General features: G+C 74.1%; 23 protein-coding genes. 14 read left to right on the top strand and 9 right to left on the bottom strand.

All coding sequences use genetic code 11. The features are described from left to right. Window positions 1-116: 116 nt before the first annotated feature. Complete coding sequence (locus ACFPIJ_RS09205) at window positions 117-533, bottom strand: DUF6582 domain-containing protein (protein ID WP_380114260.1); 417 nt, start codon at window positions 531-533, stop codon at window positions 117-119. A gap of 60 nt (window positions 534-593) precedes the next feature. Further along, complete coding sequence (locus tag ACFPIJ_RS09210; RefSeq protein ID WP_380114261.1) at window positions 594-995, bottom strand: VOC family protein; 402 nt, start codon at window positions 993-995, stop codon at window positions 594-596. A gap of 201 nt (window positions 996-1196) precedes the next feature. Here ACFPIJ_RS09210 and ACFPIJ_RS09215 point away from each other — a divergent pair, with 201 nt between their 5' ends. The 4 genes from ACFPIJ_RS09215 to ACFPIJ_RS09230 all read left to right on the top strand — a co-directional run bounded on the left by ACFPIJ_RS09215 (window position 1197) and on the right by ACFPIJ_RS09230 (window position 4595). After that, a complete protein-coding gene (locus ACFPIJ_RS09215) occupies window positions 1197-2093 on the top strand; it encodes a hypothetical protein (RefSeq protein ID WP_380114262.1) in 897 nt (298 codons plus the stop codon). Then, window positions 2090-3307, top strand: a complete 1218-nt coding sequence (locus ACFPIJ_RS09220; RefSeq protein WP_380114263.1) for a sensor histidine kinase — start codon at window positions 2090-2092, stop codon at window positions 3305-3307. The genes ACFPIJ_RS09215 and ACFPIJ_RS09220 overlap by 4 nt, the downstream gene beginning before the upstream one ends. Then, window positions 3304-3948: a response regulator gene (locus tag ACFPIJ_RS09225; RefSeq protein WP_380114264.1), complete on the top strand. Its 645-nt coding sequence runs from the start codon at window positions 3304-3306 to the stop codon at window positions 3946-3948. Before ACFPIJ_RS09220 ends, ACFPIJ_RS09225 begins: the two co-directional genes overlap by 4 nt. A 143-nt stretch (window positions 3949-4091) precedes the next feature. After that, window positions 4092-4595: a GtrA family protein gene (locus ACFPIJ_RS09230; protein WP_380114265.1), complete on the top strand. Its 504-nt coding sequence runs from the start codon at window positions 4092-4094 to the stop codon at window positions 4593-4595. Window positions 4596-4601: 6 nt separating this feature from the next. Here ACFPIJ_RS09230 and sigJ read toward each other — a convergent pair whose 3' ends face one another. Continuing rightward, window positions 4602-5450 carry an RNA polymerase sigma factor SigJ gene (gene sigJ, locus ACFPIJ_RS09235; protein WP_380114266.1) on the bottom strand — a complete coding sequence of 283 codons (849 nt, stop codon included), beginning with the start codon at window positions 5448-5450 and terminating at the stop codon, window positions 4602-4604. A gap of 34 nt (window positions 5451-5484) precedes the next feature. On the opposite strand from sigJ, the gene ACFPIJ_RS09240 reads away from it, so the two are divergent. After that, window positions 5485-6615, top strand: coding sequence for an FAD-dependent oxidoreductase (locus ACFPIJ_RS09240; protein ID WP_380114267.1), 1131 nt, complete (start codon window positions 5485-5487; stop codon window positions 6613-6615). Here the strand turns inward: ACFPIJ_RS09240 and ACFPIJ_RS09245 are convergent. Then, on the bottom strand, window positions 6608-7816 hold the full coding sequence (locus ACFPIJ_RS09245; RefSeq protein ID WP_380114268.1) for an MFS transporter: 1209 nt from the start codon (window positions 7814-7816) through the stop codon (window positions 6608-6610). The two genes, ACFPIJ_RS09240 and ACFPIJ_RS09245, sit on opposite strands and share 8 nt — an antisense overlap. A gap of 66 nt (window positions 7817-7882) precedes the next feature. Between ACFPIJ_RS09245 and ACFPIJ_RS09250 the strand changes: the two genes are divergently transcribed. Continuing rightward, window positions 7883-8851 carry an ArsR/SmtB family transcription factor gene (locus ACFPIJ_RS09250; RefSeq protein ID WP_380114269.1) on the top strand — a complete coding sequence of 323 codons (969 nt, stop codon included), beginning with the start codon at window positions 7883-7885 and terminating at the stop codon, window positions 8849-8851. 98 nt (window positions 8852-8949) lie between these two features. Beyond that, on the top strand, window positions 8950-9162 hold the full coding sequence (locus tag ACFPIJ_RS09255; protein WP_380114270.1) for a hypothetical protein: 213 nt from the start codon (window positions 8950-8952) through the stop codon (window positions 9160-9162). Between the two features lie 23 nt (window positions 9163-9185). On the opposite strand, the gene ACFPIJ_RS09260 is transcribed toward ACFPIJ_RS09255, so the two are convergent. Then, entirely contained in the window at window positions 9186-9557 is a 372-nt protein-coding gene (locus tag ACFPIJ_RS09260; protein ID WP_380114271.1) for a DoxX family protein, read from the bottom strand. A gap of 170 nt (window positions 9558-9727) precedes the next feature. On the opposite strand from ACFPIJ_RS09260, the gene ACFPIJ_RS09265 reads away from it, so the two are divergent. Then, entirely contained in the window at window positions 9728-10606 is an 879-nt protein-coding gene (locus ACFPIJ_RS09265; RefSeq protein WP_380114272.1) for an RNA polymerase sigma-70 factor, read from the top strand. Between the two features lie 13 nt (window positions 10607-10619). Here ACFPIJ_RS09265 and ACFPIJ_RS09270 read toward each other — a convergent pair whose 3' ends face one another. Next, a complete protein-coding gene (locus ACFPIJ_RS09270; protein ID WP_380114273.1) occupies window positions 10620-10778 on the bottom strand; it encodes a hypothetical protein in 159 nt (52 codons plus the stop codon). A 26-nt stretch (window positions 10779-10804) separates the two neighbouring features. Here ACFPIJ_RS09270 and ACFPIJ_RS09275 point away from each other — a divergent pair, with 26 nt between their 5' ends. Both ACFPIJ_RS09275 and ACFPIJ_RS09280 read left to right on the top strand, forming a co-directional pair. Continuing rightward, window positions 10805-11338, top strand: a complete 534-nt coding sequence (locus ACFPIJ_RS09275; protein ID WP_380114274.1) for a CGNR zinc finger domain-containing protein — start codon at window positions 10805-10807, stop codon at window positions 11336-11338. A gap of 26 nt (window positions 11339-11364) precedes the next feature. After that, window positions 11365-11778: a hypothetical protein gene (locus ACFPIJ_RS09280; RefSeq protein ID WP_380114275.1), complete on the top strand. Its 414-nt coding sequence runs from the start codon at window positions 11365-11367 to the stop codon at window positions 11776-11778. Between the two features lie 13 nt (window positions 11779-11791). On the opposite strand, the gene ACFPIJ_RS09285 is transcribed toward ACFPIJ_RS09280, so the two are convergent. Next, window positions 11792-12226, bottom strand: a complete 435-nt coding sequence (locus ACFPIJ_RS09285) for a nuclear transport factor 2 family protein (RefSeq protein ID WP_380114276.1) — start codon at window positions 12224-12226, stop codon at window positions 11792-11794. A gap of 76 nt (window positions 12227-12302) precedes the next feature. On the opposite strand from ACFPIJ_RS09285, the gene ACFPIJ_RS09290 reads away from it, so the two are divergent. After that, window positions 12303-12851 carry a TetR/AcrR family transcriptional regulator gene (locus ACFPIJ_RS09290; protein ID WP_380114277.1) on the top strand — a complete coding sequence of 183 codons (549 nt, stop codon included), beginning with the start codon at window positions 12303-12305 and terminating at the stop codon, window positions 12849-12851. Window positions 12852-12853: 2 nt separating this feature from the next. Here the strand turns inward: ACFPIJ_RS09290 and ACFPIJ_RS09295 are convergent, their stop codons facing one another. Next, on the bottom strand, window positions 12854-14836 hold the full coding sequence (locus tag ACFPIJ_RS09295; protein WP_380114278.1) for a sulfatase-like hydrolase/transferase: 1983 nt from the start codon (window positions 14834-14836) through the stop codon (window positions 12854-12856). Window positions 14837-14998: 162 nt separating this feature from the next. Between ACFPIJ_RS09295 and ACFPIJ_RS09300 the strand changes: the two genes are divergently transcribed. After that, window positions 14999-15751, top strand: coding sequence for an alpha/beta hydrolase (locus ACFPIJ_RS09300; protein WP_380114279.1), 753 nt, complete (start codon window positions 14999-15001; stop codon window positions 15749-15751). Window positions 15752-15754: 3 nt separating this feature from the next. Here ACFPIJ_RS09300 and ACFPIJ_RS09305 read toward each other — a convergent pair whose 3' ends face one another. After that, the gene (locus ACFPIJ_RS09305) at window positions 15755-16294 is read right to left on the bottom strand and encodes a DUF488 domain-containing protein (protein WP_380114280.1); all 540 of its coding nucleotides are present in this window, start codon (window positions 16292-16294) and stop codon (window positions 15755-15757) included. A 42-nt stretch (window positions 16295-16336) separates the two neighbouring features. Between ACFPIJ_RS09305 and ACFPIJ_RS09310 the strand changes: the two genes are divergently transcribed. Next, window positions 16337-16969 (top strand): rhomboid family intramembrane serine protease, encoded by a 633-nt coding sequence (locus ACFPIJ_RS09310; RefSeq protein ID WP_380114281.1) that lies wholly within the window; start codon window positions 16337-16339, stop codon window positions 16967-16969. Window positions 16970-17036: 67 nt separating this feature from the next. Next, window positions 17037-17789 carry a hypothetical protein gene (locus tag ACFPIJ_RS09315; RefSeq protein ID WP_380114282.1) on the top strand — a complete coding sequence of 251 codons (753 nt, stop codon included), beginning with the start codon at window positions 17037-17039 and terminating at the stop codon, window positions 17787-17789. The last annotated feature ends 27 nt before the right edge of the window (window positions 17790-17816 follow it).

Genomic DNA, 17816 nt, shown 5'->3' on the forward strand with positions numbered 1-17816 from the left:
TAGCGCTCCAGGCCGGCGCGGTCCAGGACCGCCGTGCAGTTCACCGCTCGCCGCCGGAGGGGACCGGGCACAGCACCCTCCGGCCGGTCAGCCGCGCTTGAACGCGCCCGTCACCGTCACTTGAGCGCGTCCGTCAGCTGGGATTTCGTCATCGTGGAGCGGCCCCTGACGTTGCGGCGCTTCGCCTCGGCGTACAGCTCGTCCCGTGAGCGCTCCGACCGGGGTCGGTTGCGCGGTGCCTTCTGATCGCGCGGTGCCCTCGCCGCGGCGCGGGGCTTGCCGAGCTCCTGCCAGCGGGACTCGGTCACGTCCACGCCGTGCCGCTTCGCGGCCCGCTTGATCCGGCGGAACGCCTCGTCGCGTTCCGCGTCGGTGGCGTCGCGGACCTGGTCGAACCGGGCGATCGCGTTCCGCACGTGCGAGGCGTCGTTGAGCGGTTCCTTACGCAGCCGCGGGAACGCGAAGGCACTGTCCTTCATGGCGTTGCGGTCGGCGGCGTCCAGTTCGTTCGTTTTCTGCCTGTGGGTAGCCATGCCCGGTGGTTACCCCGCACCGGGCCGTCCATTCGCCGGCCGGCCAGCCAGCGGACGGCCTCAGCCAACGAAGATGCAGAACGGGTGTCCGGACGGGTCCCGGAACACGTACAGCGGCTCACCGGCGTCGGCGGTCCGGTCCAGCGCCAGCCGGGCGCCGAGGGCCTCGGCCCGCTGCCGCTGGCGCTCCAGTTCCTCGACGCTGGGCACGGTGAAGTCGAGGTGCAGCTGCATCGGCACGGTGTGGTCCGGCCACGTCGTCGGCTCCAGCCGGTCGACCTGCTGGAACGCGAGCTTTCGCGTGCCGGCCGCGTCGACGAGGACGAGCCAGTCCTTGTCGTCGCCGCCCGGTTCGTCGCCAGGCCGGTACCGCAGGCCCAGGAGCTGCCGGTAGAACTCGGCGAGCCCCCGCGCGTCGGTGGTGTCCAGCACGGTGTGCAGCAGGTGCGGGTAGTCGGCCACGCTCGCCCATTTTGCCACCGTGTGTCAGGGGTCGCCCGTCATGTCCGACGCGACGCGGTCGATCGTGGCGCCACCTCGTCGAACTCGACGTCGTGGGACAGCCGCCTCCTCCTTTGGTAGGAGGCGCACCACCATCCGCGGGCCGTGGGTGCGGCGCCGGGCAGGAGGTGCGGGGCTGCGGCGCTCGGGATCGTCGAGGGCATGATGAATCTTCGCCCGGCGCTGCGGTGGCACCGGCCGCTGCTCGCGCTCGCCGCCGTCATGGCGCTCCTGGTCCTGGTCTGCGTCGTCGGCCTGCTGGTGGACGACCGCCGCCTGCTCGGGGTGTCGGTCTGGCTCAAGCCGCTGAAGTTCGGCCTCTCGTTCGGCGTCTACGCGCTGACCCTCGCCTGGATGCTGTCGCTGGTGACCCGCGGCCGCCGGATCGCCGCAGCGGCCGGCACCGCGGTCGCCGTCGCCGGTCTCGCCGAGGTCGGCATCATCGTGCTCCAGGCGGCGCGGGGGCGGTTGAGCCACTACAACGTGGCGACCGACCTCGACGACACGCTGTGGATGTGGATGGGCATCACCATCGGCGTGCTGTGGGTCGCCACCCTGGTCCTGGCAGTGGTGCTGTTCTTCAGCCCGATCGGTGACCCGGCCAGCCGGTGGGCCGTGCGGCTGGGCGTCCTCGTCGCCCTCGGGGGCATGGCGGTGGGCCTGCTGATGCTCAGGCCCACCCCGGAGCAGGCGTCGGCCGACGTCGAGACGGTCGTCGGCGCGCACAGCGTCGGCGTGCCCGACGGGGGACCGGGGATGCCGCTGACCGGGTGGAGCCTGACCGGCGGCGACCTGCGGATCCCGCACTTCGTGGGCATGCACGGGCTGCAGGCGTTGCCGCTGCTGGCGATGGTCCTGGGGGTGTCGGCCGGGCGCCGGTTCCGCCTCGTGCTGGTCGGCGCGGCCGGCTACGTCGGGCTGATCGTCCTGCTCACCTGGCAGGCGCTGCGCGGCCAGCCGTTGCTGCGCCCCGACGCGGCGACCTGGGCGGCGCTCGGGCTGCTGACCGTGGCGGTGGGCGTCGGTGCGGCGTCGGTGCTGCGGACGCCGCACCGATGACCCCCTATGGTGAGGCGGTGCTCACCCGGCTGTTCGACGAGCGGTACGCCGTGCGGCGCCTCCTCCTGCTCGCCCTCGCCGGCCTCGGGTACGTTGTGCTGCTGCGCGACCCGGCCGAACCACGGACCTGGATCACCTGGGCGACCGACGCCGCGGCGGTGCTGCTGACGGTCGGCTGCGCCCGGTGGCCCCTGGCGGGTGCGCTCGCGCTCGCCGCCGTGCTCGCCGTCGCCGACACCTGGTCACCCGCGGAGCCGGTCGTGCCGGCGGTCGGCGCCAGCTGGGCGGTCCTCGAGCTGGCGCTGCGGGTGCCGGGCCGGCGCCTCGGTGCCGCCGTCGCCGCGCTGAGCCTCGTGCACGTGGCCGACGACTGGCGGCTGCTGCCGGGCGGGACCGTCGGGGTGCTGTTCAACGTCGTCATCCTGGTCGGCGTGCCGGTCCTGTTCGGCGCCAACATCCGCGCGGCCCGCCGGATCGCCCGGCAGGCGCAGGAGCGGGCGGAGGCGGAGGAGCAGCGCCGGCACGCGGACACCCGCGCCGCCCGCGCCGACGAGCGCACGGCGATCGCCCGGGAGCTGCACGACGTGCTGGCCCACCATGTCGCCTCGATCGTGCTGCGGGTCGGCGTGGCCCGGCACGTGCTCGCCGGCACCGACCCGCGGACCGGCGCCGTCCTCGACGACGTGCACGCCACCGGCAGCGCCGCCCTCGCCGACCTGCGCCGGCTGCTCGTCCTGCTGCGCGACCCGCACGCACCGGTCGGCGAGGCAGCCGTCATGTCGATCGAGCCGGCCGCGCTGCCGGCCGGGATCGAGGCGGCCGTGGACCGCGCCCGGCGCGGCGGCGTGACCGTGGAGACGGCCGTCGACCCCGCCGTGTCCACATTGGACGCGATCCGCAGCCTGGCGGTGCTGCGGCTGGTGCAGGAGGGCCTCACGAACGTGGCCCGCCACGCCGGCCCGGCGGCCCGCGCCCGGGTGCGCCTGACGATGCGGGAGCAGACGCTGGAGTGCGAGATCACCGACGACGGTCCCGGCGCCTCGGCCGACAGCGACGGCCACGGCACCGGGCACGGCATCATCGGGCTGCGCGAGCGGGTCGAGGTGGTCGGCGGCACGTTCGAGGCCGCCCCGATCGCGGCCGGGGCCGGCTGGCGGATCCGGGCGGAGCTGCCGCCACCGGCGACCTCCGCCCGGACGGAGCAGCCGGCATGATCCGGGTGCTCCTCGTCGACGACCAGCACCTCGTCCGGGCCGGCCTGCGCATGCTGTGCGAGTCCGATCCGGGCATCGACGTCGTCGCCGAGGCCGACAACGGCCGCGACGCCGTGCGGCTCGTCGACGAGCTGCGCCCCGACGTCGTGATGATGGACCTGCGGATGCCCGGCATGGACGGCACCACCGCCACCGCACGGATCCGGGCCGCGCACCCCGCCTGCCGGGTCGTGGTCGTCACCACGTTCGACGACGACGACCACCTGTACCCGGCGCTCGCCGCCGGCGCCTGCGGCTTCCTGGTCAAGGACGCCGCGCCCGCCGACCTCCTCGCCGGGATCCACCGGGCCGCTGAGGGGGACAGCCCGTTCAGCCCCGGGGTGCTGCGCCGCCTGGTGGACCGGGCCGTCCGCTCCCGCCAGCCGGCGCCGGGCGGTGAACTGCCGAGGCTGACCCCCCGGGAGCGCGACGTGCTCCGCCTGATCGCGGCGGGCCTGTCCAACCAGGAGATCGCCGAGCAGCTCCACCTGGGCGTCACCACGGTCAAGTCGCACGTGACCAGCCTGATGACGAAGACCGGCAGCCCCAACCGGGTCCGCCTCGCCATGCTCGCACTGCGCGCCACCGAAGCGGGTCCGTGAACCGAAGCGGCCCGTGAACCGAGGCAGCCCGTGAACCGAAGCGGCCCGTGATTCGAAGCGGCCCGTGATCCGCCGCGGGTCCGTGATCCGGACGTCACCGGGTGGACACTTCGGCGCCGGGACCGTGCGGCAGGATCTGCCGTATGGGCGCGACCCGGCTGGCCGAACGCACCGGCGACCTGCTGACCGGCTGGGTCGACCGGCTGCCGCCGCGACTGCGCCGGTTCCTGCCACGCGACCTGGTCGGATTCGCGATGCTCGGCGGGTTCACGCTGTCCGTCGACCTGGCGCTGCTGGTCCTGCTCCGGCGGACGACCGGACTGCCGCTGCCGGTGGCGGTCTCGATCGCGTACCTCGTCGCCTTCGGGCTCAACTTCGCGCTCAACCGCACCGTCAACTTCCGGTCCCACGCGCCGGTGGGCCGGCAGGCGCTGCGGTATGCGCTCGTCGCGGTCGGCGACTACCTGCTGACCGTCGGTGTGTCCTCCGGACTTGCCGCGCTGGGCCTGGACTTCCGCGTCGCCCGCCTCGCCGCGTCCGGCACCGTCGCCGTGTTCACCTACGTCGCCTCGCGCTGGTGGGTGTTCCGCGACCGTCCCGGCGCAGGCCCGGACCGGTTCACCTGGATCGCGGACCGCGACACCTGAGCCGGTTCAGGCCGGCCTCCGCAGCTTCGCCGGGTTGACCACCAGGTTCAGTTCGGTGATCCGGCCGCCCGCGAGCTCGATGCCGATCACGCCGATCAGGGTCCCGCCGAGCTCGAGCGTGAAGCCGGCCCCGCCGGCCAGCCGGACCGGCCGGGCCTGGACCCCCGCGTAGCGGCGGCCCAGCCCGGACAACAGCGTCAGCACCCGCTCCGGACCGAGCACCGGCACCCGCGCGGCGAGCACCTCGCCGCCGCCGTCGGAGCGCAGCACGACCCGCGGGTCCAGCAGGCTCACCAGTTCGGTGAGGTCGCCGTCCGTGGCCGCCTTGAGGAACGCGGCCGTGACCCGCCGGTGCTCCTCGGCGGAGACCGGTTCGCGCGCCGGGGCCTCGGCGCGGACCCGACGGCGGGCCCGCGACGCGAGCTGCCGGCACGCCGCCGGGGTCCGGTCGACGACGGCCGCGAGCCGGTCGAAGTCCATGCCGAACGCGTCGTGCAGCACGAACGCGACCCGCTCGGCGGGCGAGAGGCTCTCCAGCACCAGCAGGACCGCGGTGCGCACCGACTCCCGCAGCGCGGCCGCGTCGCCCAGGTCCGTGTCGTCGTAGCCGGGCAGCGGCTCGGGCAGCCAGGTGCCGGGGTAGGTCTCGCGCCGGGCCCGGGCCGAACCCAGCAGGTCCAGGCAGATCCGCGACGTCACGGTGGTCAGCCAGGCCCGCGGGTTCGCCACGTCGGCCTGCGACGCGTGCCAGCGCAGCAACGCCTCCTGCACGGCGTCCTCGGCGTCGCCGGCGCTGCCGAGCAGCCGGTAGGCGACCGCGAACAGGTAGCGGCGGTGCTGCTCGCCATCGTCCATGTCACACGATTGTGGCCTACGTCGTCACCCGGGCATGCAGAGGATCACCGTGGTCGGCGGCGGGTTCGCCGGCCTTGTCGCCGCCGTCACCTGCGCCGAGGCCGGAGCGCGGGTCCGGCTCCTGGAGGCGCATCACACGCTCGGCGGGCGTGCCCGGGCCACCGCGGGCCCGTACGTCGCCCATGACGGCCCGCACGTGCTGTACCGCGACGGACCGTGGTGGCGGTGGCTCGCCGGTCGCGACCTGATCGGCCGGTCGTCCGGGGTGCCGTTGTCCGGCCTCGCCGGTTTCCGCTTCCGGCACGGCGGCCGATTGCGCCGCACCCCGCCGGCCGCGCTGCTGCCGGTCCTGGCACGGCGCCGCCGCAGCGCCCCGGTCGACGTCGACTTCCGCACCTGGATCAGCCACCGGCACGGCGAGGCGGCGGCATCGGCCGCGTCGAACCTCATGGGCGTGGCGACCTTCGACGCCGACCCGGGCCGGCTGTCGGCGGCGTTCGTCTGGCCGCGGCTGCTGCGGGTCTTCGCGCCGAGCCCACCGGCCCGGTACCTCACCGGCGGCTGGAACGGGCTCATCGACCGCCTCGCCGCGTACGCCCGGACCCTCGGCGTCACCATCGAAACGGGTGCCCGCGTCACCGAACTGCCCACGCCCCCGGTCGTCGTGGCCACCACACTCGACGCGGCGGCCCGCCTGCTGGGCACCGCGCTGCCGGCCGTGCCCAGCGGCCGGGCGGTGCTGCTGGACCTCGCGGTGCGCGCCGACTGCCGGGACGCCTTCGTCGTGTCCGACCTGGACGCGGCGGGCTGGCTGGAGCGCTACACCCTGCCGGATCCGAGCCTGGCGCCGGCCGGCGAGTCCCTGGTGCAGGCGCAGCTGCCGCTGCTCGACGGCGAAGGCAAGGCCGCCGGGCTGGCCCGGCTGGAGGCGCTGGTCGACCTGGCCGTGCCCGGCTGGCGTGCCCGCACCACCTGGCGCCGCGACGGGGTCGCCAACCGTCGCTCCGGCGCGCTGGACCTGCCGGGCCACACCTGGCACGACCGGCCGGCCGTTGACCGAGGCGACGGCGTGTACCTCGCCGGCGACCTGGTCGCCGCGCCGGGCCTGCTCAGCGAGGTGTCCTTCAACAGCGCGGTCACCGCCGCCCGGCTGGCCGTCAGCTGAGCGGTGCCGCCCTGTCTTGGGCACGGCGCAGGGATGGCGCTACCAGCACCGTGGCAACACCAGCGACGGCGATCGCCAGGGCCGGCGTGGTGAGCTGGGCGAGGGTGCCCAGCAGCAGCGGTCCGACGCCCTGCAGCGCCATCAGGCCGGTCGACAGCAGCGCGAACAGCTGGCCCCGGCGGTCCTCGGGGGCGGCGGCGAGGAAGGCCCGCTGCAGGCCCAGCCCGTAGGCGAAGCCGGTGCCCGCCACGACGAGCAGAGCCACCAGCAGCGGCAGCGGCGGCGCGGCGAGCAGCCCGATCAGTGGCGTGCCGAGCACCAGCAGGAAGGCCGGCGAGGACCGTTCCCGCAGCGACGGGCGCATCAACCGGCCGGCGGCGAAGTTGCCGACCAGCATGCCGACCGCGGGCGCGGCCATGAGCACGGCGCCGGTCCCGGGCGGGAACCCGCGGCTCGCGCCGTAGGCGACGAGGAGGGCCTCCGCGCCGGCGACGAACGCCGACGGCAGCCATTGCGCCAGCAGCAGCCGCCGGATGGTCCGGTCGGACAGCAGGGCGACGGCTCCGGTCCAGCTGTCGCGGACCGCCCCGCCCGATTTCGCCGCGCTTCGACCGGCCGTGGGCAGGCCGAACCGGACGACTGCGGCGGCCAGCACGTGGCATCCGGCGGCGAACAGCAGCGCGTTGCGTGGTCCGACGGCGGCCACCGCGACGCCACCGCCGGCGAGCCCGAGCAGCTGCGCCGCCGAGGAGGACATGTTCGACACGGACCGGCCGAGGACGTACGCGTCGCCGGTCAGCCGTTCGGCGATGACCCGGGCGGCCGCGCCGGCGAAGACGGGTGTGCCGCAGGCGACGACCGCGACCAGCGTCAGGCTGACCGCGACGGGCAGGTCGAGCAGCCCCAGCGCGGCGGCCAGCAGCGCCTCGACCGCGTAGCCGGCCACGATGAGCGGGCGGGCGCGCAGCCGGTCGGTCAGGGAGCCGAGCAGCAGGCCGCCGACGACCTGCGGCAGGAACCCGGCACCGAACGCGAGGGCGCTCAGCAGCGGTGAGCCGGTGCTGGCGTAGACGAGCACGGACAGCGCGAAGATCTGCAGGGTGGTGGCGCCGATGGCCACGGTCCGGGCGGCGAACAGGGCCCGGAACGACCCCTCCGCGAACACTTCGCGGTAGGTGGCGGGGCGGTCGACGACAGTCATGTGACGAGCGTGCGGGCCGGGCCTGCGCGGCAGCGATTGATTCGCCGTGTGGCGTAAGGTCGGGGGATGCCACGGTTCGTGGTCGGGGCCGAGGACCTGCTGCGCACCCGGTTCGCGCTCTCGCCGATCTTCGAGCTGCACCACCTGATCTGCGCCCTCGCCAGCCGGCACCGCCAGGGCGTGCCCGAGGCGTGGCTGGCCCGGCTCCGCCCGCGGTTCGCGCCGCTGCGCGCCGACCCGGTCATGGACGCCGTGCTGGCCCTGCACGCGCCGCGGTCGGGTGCGACGTTCTTCTCCCCGCCGCCGCGGGCGCTCGGGCAGACGATCGACGACGACCTCGCCGAGCTGCGGGCCGCGCCACCCGGGGCGGTCCGCGCCGAGATCGACTTCTACCTGCGCCGGCGCGACATCACCGACGCGGCGCGCGCGGTCCTGACCGGGCCCGACGTCGTCGAGCGGCTGGCCGGGCTGCTGTCCACCGCGTGGGCCGAGCTGCTCGCCGACGACTGGCCGCGGCTGCGCCTGCTGTGCGAACGCGACGTGGTGCACCGCGTCGGCGAGCTCGGCCGGGCCGGCTGGGCCGCCGCCCTGGCCGGGCTGCACCCGAAGGTGCGGTGGCGCGACGGCGCGGTCGAGGTGATCGGCCGGGGGCGCCGCGAGATCGGGCTCGACGGCGCCGGGCTGCTGCTCGTGCCGTCGGTGTTCGTCTGGCCCCAGCTCGCCCTCTACACGGACGAGCCGTGGCCGAAGGCGGTCGTCTACCCGGCCCGCGGCGTCGGCACCCTGCTGGAGCACGGCCCGCCCGAGGCGCCCGCGTCGCTGTCGGCACTGCTCGGCCGGTCCCGGGCGGTGCTCCTGGTGACCCTCGCCGACCCGGCCAGCACCAGCCAGCTCGCCCAGGCCCTCGGCATGGCCACCGGCGCGGTCGGCGACCACCTCGCCGTCCTGCACCGCGCCCGGCTGGTGGAGCGCGCCAGGTCCGGCCGGTCGGTGCTGTATCGCCGCACCCCGCTGGGCGACGCGCTGGTCGGGTGAGGTTGTCGTACAGCTGTCATATTTTCGAGGGATTGTTGCAATGCAGCGGCGTGACGATGGTGAGAGTTCGACCGGAACGGCGGTTCAAGGGGGCATCAATGATGACCGCGGTTGACGGCACCGACTTCGGTTTGCGATGCGACGGCTGTGGACTGATCCTGCGCGGTCTCGGGGCCGCCCTGCACCGTTGGGATCTCGCCTGGAGCGTGCTGCGGCGGTATGGATGGTTCGGCGAACGCACCACCGGCGGGCCGCACTGCTGCCCCCGGTGCGTCCGCCACGGCGTGCCGGCGGCCCACGACGACCTGTAGCGCGGTGCTCAGCCTGAACCGGCTCAACCGGCGAACCGGCCCCAGGCCACGAACACCGCGACGGCCAGGTAGATCAGGTCGGGCACGATCGTCGCCCGTTCGCCGCGGCGCAGGCGCATGGCCACCGCACCGGCGAACAGCGCCGCCACGCAGACCGCGGTGACCGGCACCAGCACCGGCGCGATGTCGAGCGCGGCGGGCAGGATCAGGCCCGCCGCGGCCAGGATCTCCAGCGTGCCGATGGCCCGCAGCGCCCCCGGACTGAAGTCCAGGACCCATGCGGCGGCGTGGCCACCCATGGCCGCGATCTTCTCCCTCGGCACGAACATCTTGGACGTGCTGATCAGCAGGACGGTCGTCAGCAGACCGGCGGCGATCCACAGGGCGAGGTTCATCAGGAAGCTCCTTGGTTGCATCGGTGTTCGGGTGCCATTCAGGTGCCGCCGGTCCCGCCCCCGTGACAGGGTGGCGGCGTGACGTACGCCACCGCCCGCGGTTGTCACATCGCGGCCGGGACCGGCATCCGGTGGGGTGGCACCGTCGAATGAAGGAGCAGGCAGCAACCATGGACCCGGCCACGGAGGCGTTCGTCGCGCACCGCAACCTGCTGTTCACCGTCGCCTACGAGATGCTCGGCTCGGCCGCGGACGCCGAGGACGTCCTGCAGGAGACCTGGCTGAAATGGGCGGGCGTCGACCTGGACGCCGTGCTGGACCAGCGGGCCTACCTGGTCCGGATCACCACCCGGCAGGCGCTCATGCGGCTGCGGACGCTGCGCCGGCGCAAGGAGTCCTACGTCGGGCCGTGGTTGCCGGAGCCGCTGCTGACCGCGCCCGACGTGGCGGAGGACGTCGAGCTCGCGGAGAGCGTGTCGATGGCGATGCTGTTGGTGCTGGAGACGCTCGCGCCGACGGAGCGGGCGGTGTTCGTGCTGCGCGACGTGTTCGCCCTGGAGTACGAGGAGATCGCGGAGGCGGTCGACAAGAGCCAGGCGGCGGTGCGGCAGATCGCGCACCGGGCCCGCGCGCACGTCGCCGCCCGACGGCCGCGCGGGGAGGTGTCGGCGGCGCAGACCCGCGACGCGCTCGCCGCGTTCCAGCGGGCGGTGGAAACCGGTGGCCTGCAACCGCTGCTCGACATCCTCGCGCCCGACGTCGTGCTGTTCGGCGACGGCGGCGGGGTGGTGCAGGCCGTGCGCCGGCCGATCGCCGGCGCCGGCAAGGTGGCCAGGCTGCTGCTCGTCGGCCGCCGCAAGGTGCCCGCCGGGGCGGTGCTGCAACCGGCGCAGGTCAACGGGCATCCGGCGCTGATGCTCCGGGTCGGCGACGCGGTCGACACCGTCATCACCGTGCGCATCGACGACGGCCGCATCACCGGGCTCTACGCCGTGCGCAACCCGGAGAAACTGTCCCGGATCGGCCGGGAGACGCCGGTGCGCCGCTGACCCGGCCGTGCGGTCAGCGGTCGGGTGCGCCCGGCGTCGCGACGGTCCGCCAGGCCGGCGCGGCGGCCTCGTCGACGACGACACGCCACTGTCCGCACCGGCAGTGCTCGTACCTGACCCGGCCGCCGCTGGTGACATGGCTCGATGTGGTCCGCCAAGTGTGCTCCTGCATGACTCCGAGCATGCTGTAATGGTCTTGTGCATATCAACCCTTACGGCGAGGAGCCGGTGCGGCTCGCCCTCGCCCTGGCGAACGACCCGCCGGCGACGGCGGCCGCGCTTGCCGCACGGTGCCGGGAGGCGGGATTCGTCATCGATGTCGCCGTGCGCCCGGAGGACCTCACCGAGACCCTGGCCTTCCTCGACGACTGGCTCGCCGTCGTCGACGCCCCCGACGACGCGACCCGGGCGGGGCGGCTGAACGTCCTGCTGCAGCGGGCCGCCGCGTATCCCCGGCTGTCCAACCACGCCGAGGACGGCTGGCACCTGCACTACCGGGATCCCGACCTGCCGCTGGCCGGCGCGCTGCGGGCGCTCATCAGCGTGGGCACCGCCCTGCACCTGTCGGGCCGTGGCATGCACCGCCTCGGCCGCTGCTCGGCCGCCGGCTGCGCCAAGCCGTTCGCCGACCTGAGCCGCACCGGCCGGCAGCGGTACTGCTCCCCGGCCTGCGGCAACCGCGACGCCGTCCGCCGCCACCGGAGCCTGACCGCCGCGAGCCGCCACCGCTGAGCCCGTCGTCGCGTAGGCTGCGCCGGATGGATCTCCCCGACGTCATTCCGATCGCACACGAGCCCGATTTCCGCACGTCCACGATCGGCCGCTACGCGCAGGGCCAGTTCTATGGTGACATCCACGGGACGGACATCGACGGCCTGGGTGAGATCACCGTGATGCTGCACCTGTTCGACCACGGCGGAGTGCACACCGGGTCCACGATCCGCAGCCGCATCCCACTGGACGACGCGGACGCGGTGCTGGCGGAGCTGCTCTCGCAGTTGCCGGACGCGGTCTTCGGCGACATCGCGATCCGCCTGTTCCAGGTGGTGCAGGACGGGGTCCGGTTCGGTCTGGTCGACGAGTCCCACCCCGACCGCGGCGGCGCTTCGGCCGAGCTCTACCCGCAGGGTATGGGGTTCTTCCCGCCGTTCGACGGACTCTACGACACGTGAGTCGCCCTGTTGCTCAGCCTCCGGCCGGTCGCTGCTGGACGGCGGCGACGACCTCCTCGAGGCGGCCGCGGATCCGGGCAGCGGTGAGATGGTCGAAGTAGTCGCGGGAGCTGACGATCTGACCGTCGCGGACGCGGAGCACGAAGATGCCCGGCAGTGAGAACGGTTCGCCGGCGGCGGTGCCCTGATACTCGAACTCGGCGACGATGACCTCGGGATCGGTGGTCTCGTGGACGGTGATGTTGACCGGCCGGCGGTCCAGCTCCGGACCGGTGCCGGTGGGCCGGAAGTGCTCGCGGAGCTCGTCGCGGGTGCGCAGCGCGGGTGCGCGCAGCGGGTCGAACGGGTGCACGACGTCGGTCTGCTCGGCGTAGAGGTCGGGAAGCTCGTCCCACCGCCCCTCCGAGACGCCGTGGACCAGGGCCAGGAACACCTCTCGCGGAGTCATGCGTTTCCTCACGTAGTATCCGAAGTGCTGACTCCGATTATATGGAGTCGTCACTCCGGATATCAAGGGACGCCGCATGCCCAGGACCCAGCGGGTCGACGCCCAGGCCAATCGTGGCCGGATCCTCGACGTCGCCGAGGAGGTGTTCGGCGCCGGCGGTGAGGCCGCGTCGACCGAGGAGGTGGCCCGCCGGGCCGGGGTCGGCATCGCCACCGTGTTCCGGCACTTCCCCACGAAGGCGGCGTTGCTGCAGGCGGTGCTCGTCCGGCGGTACGACCGCCTCCGCGAACAGGCCGAAGCCCTGCTCGCCGCCGAGGACCCGGGCACCGCGTTCCGCGACTTCTTCCGCCACCTCGTCGCCGACGCCGCCACGAAGATCGCCATCGGCGAGGCGCTGCTGCACGCCGGCGGCGACAGCGACGGCCAGGCGGTGCAGGCGTCCAACGGCCTGCGCCGCGCCGTCGGGGCCCTGCTGGAGCGCGCCCAGCGGGCCGGCGCCGTCCGCGACGACGTCGAGCTGCCCGAGGTCTACGCGCTGCTGGTGGCCACGTCCCGGCTGGCCACCGAGGCCGAGGTGACGTCCCGGGCCCTCGAAATCGTCTTCGACGGCCTGAGCCCCCGCTGACGTCAGCGACGGCGGACGGCGAACCGTTCAGCGGTGAACGTCCCGCCGTCGACGCGGATCCCGAAGCCGTAGCGGTACTGCGCCCGCACGGCCGGATCGTCGAGACGGGCGAAGCGGCCCACGTCGGCGGTGAACAGGTACTGCCACGCGCCGCCCGCGGCGACGGCGTAGGCGCTGAGCTCGTCGCGGTGCAGCACGCACGCGAGGCGGGCGTTCGGGCCGGGATAGTTGATGTTTCCGTCGAGCTGGGTGACGCGCTGGCCGGTGAGCGTGCCGGCGATCCGCACGTCCCAGCCGGTGCGTTTGAGCTTGTGGTTGTACCAGACGAGCAGGTAGTTCTGCGCGTCCTTCACCAGCCCGGCGAACAGCGTGTCCTGGCCCGTGGCGGCCGCGTTGGCGTAGGAGCGCTGGCTGGCGATGACCGCGACGGGTGAGACGGTCGCGGCCACGGTCGAGCGCAGCAGCGCGAACGCCGGCGCGCCGCCCGCCGCGACGGTCAGCACCCCGCCGGCGGCCTGCACGGTCCCGGCCCGGCCCTCGGGCGCGGGCGCCAGCACCGTGAACCCGCCGAGCCCGGCGTCGAACTCCTGCTCCAGCACCACCGCCGGATAGTTCTCCGGCGTCGGCAACGGCGGCAGCAGGTCGACGTCGCGCAGGTGCGCGTCGAGGGCCGCGTGCAGCGCCTGCACCCGGGCCGGTTGGCTCGCCGCCAGGTCCGTGGCCTCACCCGGGTCGGCGACCAGGTCGAACAGCTCCTCGCGGCCGTCGTGCAGGTGCCGCAGCAGCTTGTGCCGTCCACTGCGGACGGACGCGGTCGGTGCGCCCGGTGCGTGCCAGTGCGGGTAGACCCAGAACAGGTCCTCCCGGGTCGGTGCCGCCCCGCCGCTGAGCAGCCCGGCGAAGCTGGCCCCGTCGAGCTGCTGCCCGGCGGGCCGGGCCACGCCGGCCACGTCGAGCAGCGTCGGCATGAAGTCGACGGTGCTGAACGGCGTGTCCACGACCCGCCCGGGCGCGCCCGCCGGATGGTAGGTGATCATCGGTACCCGGACGCCGCCCTCGTACAGGGTCGCCTTGCTGCCGCGCAGCGGTGCGTTGGTCGCGACGGCGCTGTCGCCGCCGTTGTCCGACAGCAGCACGATGACGGTGTTGCCGGCGATGCCGAGCTGGGTGAGGGTGGCCCGGATCGCGCCGACCCCGTCGTCGATGACCTCGAGCATCGCGGCCAGGACGGGATTGCGGCCGGGCTGTCCGCTGCCGGTTTTCGCGGTGTACTTGTCGACGAGCGCCTGCGGCGCCGCCAGGGTCGCGTGGGTGGCGTAGTGGGCGAGGTAGAGGAAGAACGGCGTGCCCTGCTGGTGCGATCCGGTGATGAAGTCGACGGCCTCGAGGTTGAGCCGGTCGACCAGGTACTCGTTCGGCTTGCGGGCGGGCAGGTCCGGCAGCATGAAGTACGGGTGGAAGTAGTCGCCGCCGGCGATGTACTGCTGCTCGGACGCGATGACGTCGGTGAACCCGTGCGACCACGGGTTGCCGGGCCGGGACGTGACCGGGCCGGTGTAGGTCTCGCTGAGGTGCCACTTGCCGATCAGGCCGGTGCGGTACCCGGCGTCGCGCAGCGTCTCCGGCAGCGTGCGGTGGCTGGTCGGCAGGAAGTCGTCGCCGGACGGGCCGAGGAACTCGGTGATGCCCACCCGCGCCGGGTACTGCCCGGTCATGATGCTGGCCCGGGTCGGCGAGCAGACCGGCGCGGCGGTGTACCCGGCGGTGAACCGGACCCCGTCGGCGGCGAGCCGGTCCATGTGCGGGGTCTCGTTGAACGTGTTGCCGTAGCAGCCGAGCTCCCGCCGGGCCAGGTCATCGATGAGCACGACGACGATGTTCGGCCTGGTCGCGGCGGCGTCACCCGGTCCGAGCGCCCAGCCGGCGCCGATCCCGGCGGCACCGAGCCCGCGCAGCATGGCGCGGCGGTCCATTGCACTGCTCATTCGACATTCCCCTCGTGGCGGCGGCGGGAGCCGTGCCAGCGAAGGTAGGCCGCCCGAATTCCTCCGTCGAGCGCCCGGCAATATCGAACGACGTCTTTTAACACGGGCACCGCGGCGCGGGCGTCGCCGGTACCATCGCGGGAGCGCTCCCAAGGAGGTTGCATGCGTCGCACCCTGGTCCCGTTGTTCGTGCTGCTGCTGGCCGGCTGCTCCGATGCCGCGCCGGCGGCGGACCCGTCGTCGGCACCGCTGAAGGCGGGGTCGCAGTGCGCCGACGCCGCTGCGCACGGCAAGGCGGTCCGGTTCACGACCCCGGCGGGCACCCGGCTGGTGGGCATCGAGCTCGGCGCCGGCCCGAAAGGCGTCGTCCTCGCCCACCAGAACCAGTCAAACCTGTGCGAGTGGCTGCCGTTCGGTGAGCGCCTCGCCGGCCTGGGCTACCACGTGCTCGCGTTCGACTTCGGTGGCGACGGCGACTCCGAAGGGCACCTCGGCGACGACCGGCTCGACGACGACGTGACCGCGGCCGCCGCCCACCTGCGGGCCGGCGGCGCGAGCGCCATCGTGCTGATCGGCGCGTCGAAGGGCGGCACCGCGTCGCTCGCCGCCGCGGTCACGCTCAGCCCGCCCCCGGCGGCGGTCGTCACGCTGTCCGCCCCGACCCTGTTCGCCGGGATCTCCGCCGGCGAGGCGGTCCCGCGGCTGGCGTCGCCCGCGCTGTTCCTGGCCGCCGAGAACGACCACCCGTTCGCGGAGGCCGCGCAGGAGTTCGCCGCCACCGCCCCGAAGACCGTCCCGCATGAGGTGTTCCTGTCGATCGGCGCCGAGCATGGCACCGGCCTGCTCGGCGGCGGCCAGGCGAAGAAGGTCACCGACCTGATCGACGCGTTCCTCAAGGAACACGCTCCGGCGTGACCCTCACAGCCCCGGCAGCGCCTGCTGGGCGTCGTAGACCGGCCAGCCGTCCGCGCCGGCGCGGACCCCGTCCGTGCGGCGGTGCGGCTGCCGGACGCCGGCCTCCACCAGGTGCTCGACCACCGCTCCGCGCAGGACCAGCGCGTCGGCGATGAGCATGCGGTGGCACTGCCACCACAGCGTCTCGGCGCAGAGGATCGCCGGCGGTTCCGTCGCGGCCGGCGTGATCAGGTCGTCGACGGCGCCGCGGAACGCCGCGGTGTCCATGTGATCGGCGTAGCCGGCCAGCGCCGGGTGGCCGGGCAGGGCGTGCCGTGAGTCTCGGCGGGCCTCGCGGCGCCCGCCGAGCGTCTCGCCCCGCCACGTGTACCGCAGCCCGGCCCCGGTCACGGCGTCGGCGAGCGCGTCCCGGCCGAACTGCGGGTGCCGCCGCGACCCCGGCGAACGGCGCACGTCGACCAGCGTGCCGACGCCGGCCTCGACCAGGATCTCCAGCAGCGCCCCGATCGACCGCGCCCCGTGCCCGACAGTGAGGATCCGCACCACCGGCACGCTACCCGGCGGGTCGTGGTCCACCATGGTCCCGTGTCCGCTCTCCTGTCCGTCCTGTACGTCGTGCTGCTGGTCACCGCCGGAATGGCCGGGACGCAGCTGGTGCGTTCCGCGCCCCGCCGCGCCCCGATCGCCACGATGATCGCGTTCGCCCTCACCGCCGTGCCGTCGCTCGTGCAACTCACCGTGGCGCCGGGCCTGTTCGAGGCGCTGCGCCGGGACCGGACGGCGATCGGCGACGGCGAGCTGTGGCGCCTGGTGACGTCGTTCACCGTCCAGGACAGCGGCTGGACCGGCACGATCTTCAACCTTGCCGCGCTCGCGGTCATCGGTACCCTCGCCGAACGCCGCTGGGGCCCGGCCCTGTGGGTCGCCATCGCGCTCGCCGTGCAGGTCCTGGGCAACCTGTGGGGCCTCGTCGTCCAGCCCGTCGGCGCCGGCACGTCCCTGGTCATCTTCGGTCTCGCCGGGTCGCTCGCGGCGGCCGCCGTCGTCGGCCGCGACGTGGACCGCCGGGGCCGCTCGGCGGCCGCGGTGAGCCTGATCGCCGCGCTGACGCTCCTGGTCCTCGCCGACATCCACGGCGGCGCGGCGCTGCTCGGCGCCCTGGCCGGCGCGGCGCTCACCGTCCCACGGCGATCGATTCCGGTCACCCCGCCGTCCTGAGGTCGCCCGGCACGGTGCCCGCGGGTCCGGTCGGAGGCGCGGCCGGAGGGTCCGGCAGGATGGACGCATGGGGACTTCGCCGCGGTGGCTCAGCCGGTACAGGGACGGGCAGCAGGATCAGGTCTGGCAGGAGCTGCGCATGCTCGGCGGCGCGGTCCGCGAGTCCGAGTGGGCCGGGGAGGCGCAGCTGGTCTGCGACGAGATGGCGCACCGGGCCCGGCACAACGTCGAGCTCATCGTCGAGCGGCTGACCGCGGACGGGTACCGCTTCCACCACAACGACGACGAGGAGACCCCGACGCGGGGCCACATCCCGCCGGGGCCTGGCGCCGAGGCGCAGGCGGCCTGGCTGCAGGAGCGGTTCGGGGCGGTGCCGATGACGTTGCTGTCCTGGGTGCGGATCGTCGGCGACGTCTGGCTGGTCGGCACGCACCCGCAGTGGGCCACCTCGGCGAGTGCCGACCCGCTGGTGCTGCAGGTGGAGGGCACGCACCACCCGGACTCGTCGATCCGTGACTACTTCGACGAGGACTGGACCGACTGGCAGAAGGACCGGGAGGACGACCCCGGCTACGCCGGGCTGTTCGTGTTGCCGCTGGCGCCGGACCGCTACCACAAGGAGAACGTCAGTGGCGGCGGGCCCTACGGGATCGTCCTGCCCGACCGGTGCGTCGACGGGCTGTTCAGCTGGGACACCACGATGCCGTTCGTGTCCTACCTGAACTGGGTGTTCAGCGAGGGCGGGTTCCCCTGGCCGTCCGGCGAGGACGGCCAGTGGGACGTGCGGCACCGCCTGGTGGACGGCATGCTGAGGCTCTGACCAGGCGGGGAAAGTCGAACGTTCGGG

The sequence above is a fragment of the Dactylosporangium cerinum genome, from assembly GCF_042653625.1.
Lineage (GTDB): Bacteria > Actinomycetota > Actinomycetes > Mycobacteriales > Micromonosporaceae > Dactylosporangium > Dactylosporangium cerinum.

What these genes read in the sequence shown, in the direction of transcription:
- ACFPIJ_RS09205 (WP_380114260.1), bottom strand. Translation starts at nt 533, where the DNA reads ATGGCTACCCACAGGCAGAAAACGAACGAACTGGACGCCGCCGACCGC.
- ACFPIJ_RS09215 (WP_380114262.1), top strand. Translation starts at nt 1,197, where the DNA reads ATGATGAATCTTCGCCCGGCGCTGCGGTGGCACCGGCCGCTGCTCGCG.
- ACFPIJ_RS09220 (WP_380114263.1), top strand. Translation starts at nt 2,090, where the DNA reads ATGACCCCCTATGGTGAGGCGGTGCTCACCCGGCTGTTCGACGAGCGG.
- ACFPIJ_RS09225 (WP_380114264.1), top strand. Translation starts at nt 3,304, where the DNA reads ATGATCCGGGTGCTCCTCGTCGACGACCAGCACCTCGTCCGGGCCGGC.
- ACFPIJ_RS09230 (WP_380114265.1), top strand. Translation starts at nt 4,092, where the DNA reads ATGGGCGCGACCCGGCTGGCCGAACGCACCGGCGACCTGCTGACCGGC.
- sigJ (WP_380114266.1), bottom strand. Translation starts at nt 5,450, where the DNA reads ATGGACGATGGCGAGCAGCACCGCCGCTACCTGTTCGCGGTCGCCTAC.
- ACFPIJ_RS09240 (WP_380114267.1), top strand. Translation starts at nt 5,485, where the DNA reads ATGCAGAGGATCACCGTGGTCGGCGGCGGGTTCGCCGGCCTTGTCGCC.
- ACFPIJ_RS09245 (WP_380114268.1), bottom strand. Translation starts at nt 7,816, where the DNA reads ATGACTGTCGTCGACCGCCCCGCCACCTACCGCGAAGTGTTCGCGGAG.
- ACFPIJ_RS09250 (WP_380114269.1), top strand. Translation starts at nt 7,883, where the DNA reads ATGCCACGGTTCGTGGTCGGGGCCGAGGACCTGCTGCGCACCCGGTTC.
- ACFPIJ_RS09255 (WP_380114270.1), top strand. Translation starts at nt 8,950, where the DNA reads ATGATGACCGCGGTTGACGGCACCGACTTCGGTTTGCGATGCGACGGC.
- ACFPIJ_RS09260 (WP_380114271.1), bottom strand. Translation starts at nt 9,557, where the DNA reads ATGAACCTCGCCCTGTGGATCGCCGCCGGTCTGCTGACGACCGTCCTG.
- ACFPIJ_RS09265 (WP_380114272.1), top strand. Translation starts at nt 9,728, where the DNA reads ATGGACCCGGCCACGGAGGCGTTCGTCGCGCACCGCAACCTGCTGTTC.
- ACFPIJ_RS09270 (WP_380114273.1), bottom strand. Translation starts at nt 10,778, where the DNA reads ATGCAGGAGCACACTTGGCGGACCACATCGAGCCATGTCACCAGCGGC.
- ACFPIJ_RS09280 (WP_380114275.1), top strand. Translation starts at nt 11,365, where the DNA reads ATGGATCTCCCCGACGTCATTCCGATCGCACACGAGCCCGATTTCCGC.
- ACFPIJ_RS09285 (WP_380114276.1), bottom strand. Translation starts at nt 12,226, where the DNA reads ATGACTCCGCGAGAGGTGTTCCTGGCCCTGGTCCACGGCGTCTCGGAG.
- ACFPIJ_RS09290 (WP_380114277.1), top strand. Translation starts at nt 12,303, where the DNA reads ATGCCCAGGACCCAGCGGGTCGACGCCCAGGCCAATCGTGGCCGGATC.
- ACFPIJ_RS09295 (WP_380114278.1), bottom strand. Translation starts at nt 14,836, where the DNA reads ATGAGCAGTGCAATGGACCGCCGCGCCATGCTGCGCGGGCTCGGTGCC.
- ACFPIJ_RS09300 (WP_380114279.1), top strand. Translation starts at nt 14,999, where the DNA reads ATGCGTCGCACCCTGGTCCCGTTGTTCGTGCTGCTGCTGGCCGGCTGC.
- ACFPIJ_RS09315 (WP_380114282.1), top strand. Translation starts at nt 17,037, where the DNA reads ATGGGGACTTCGCCGCGGTGGCTCAGCCGGTACAGGGACGGGCAGCAG.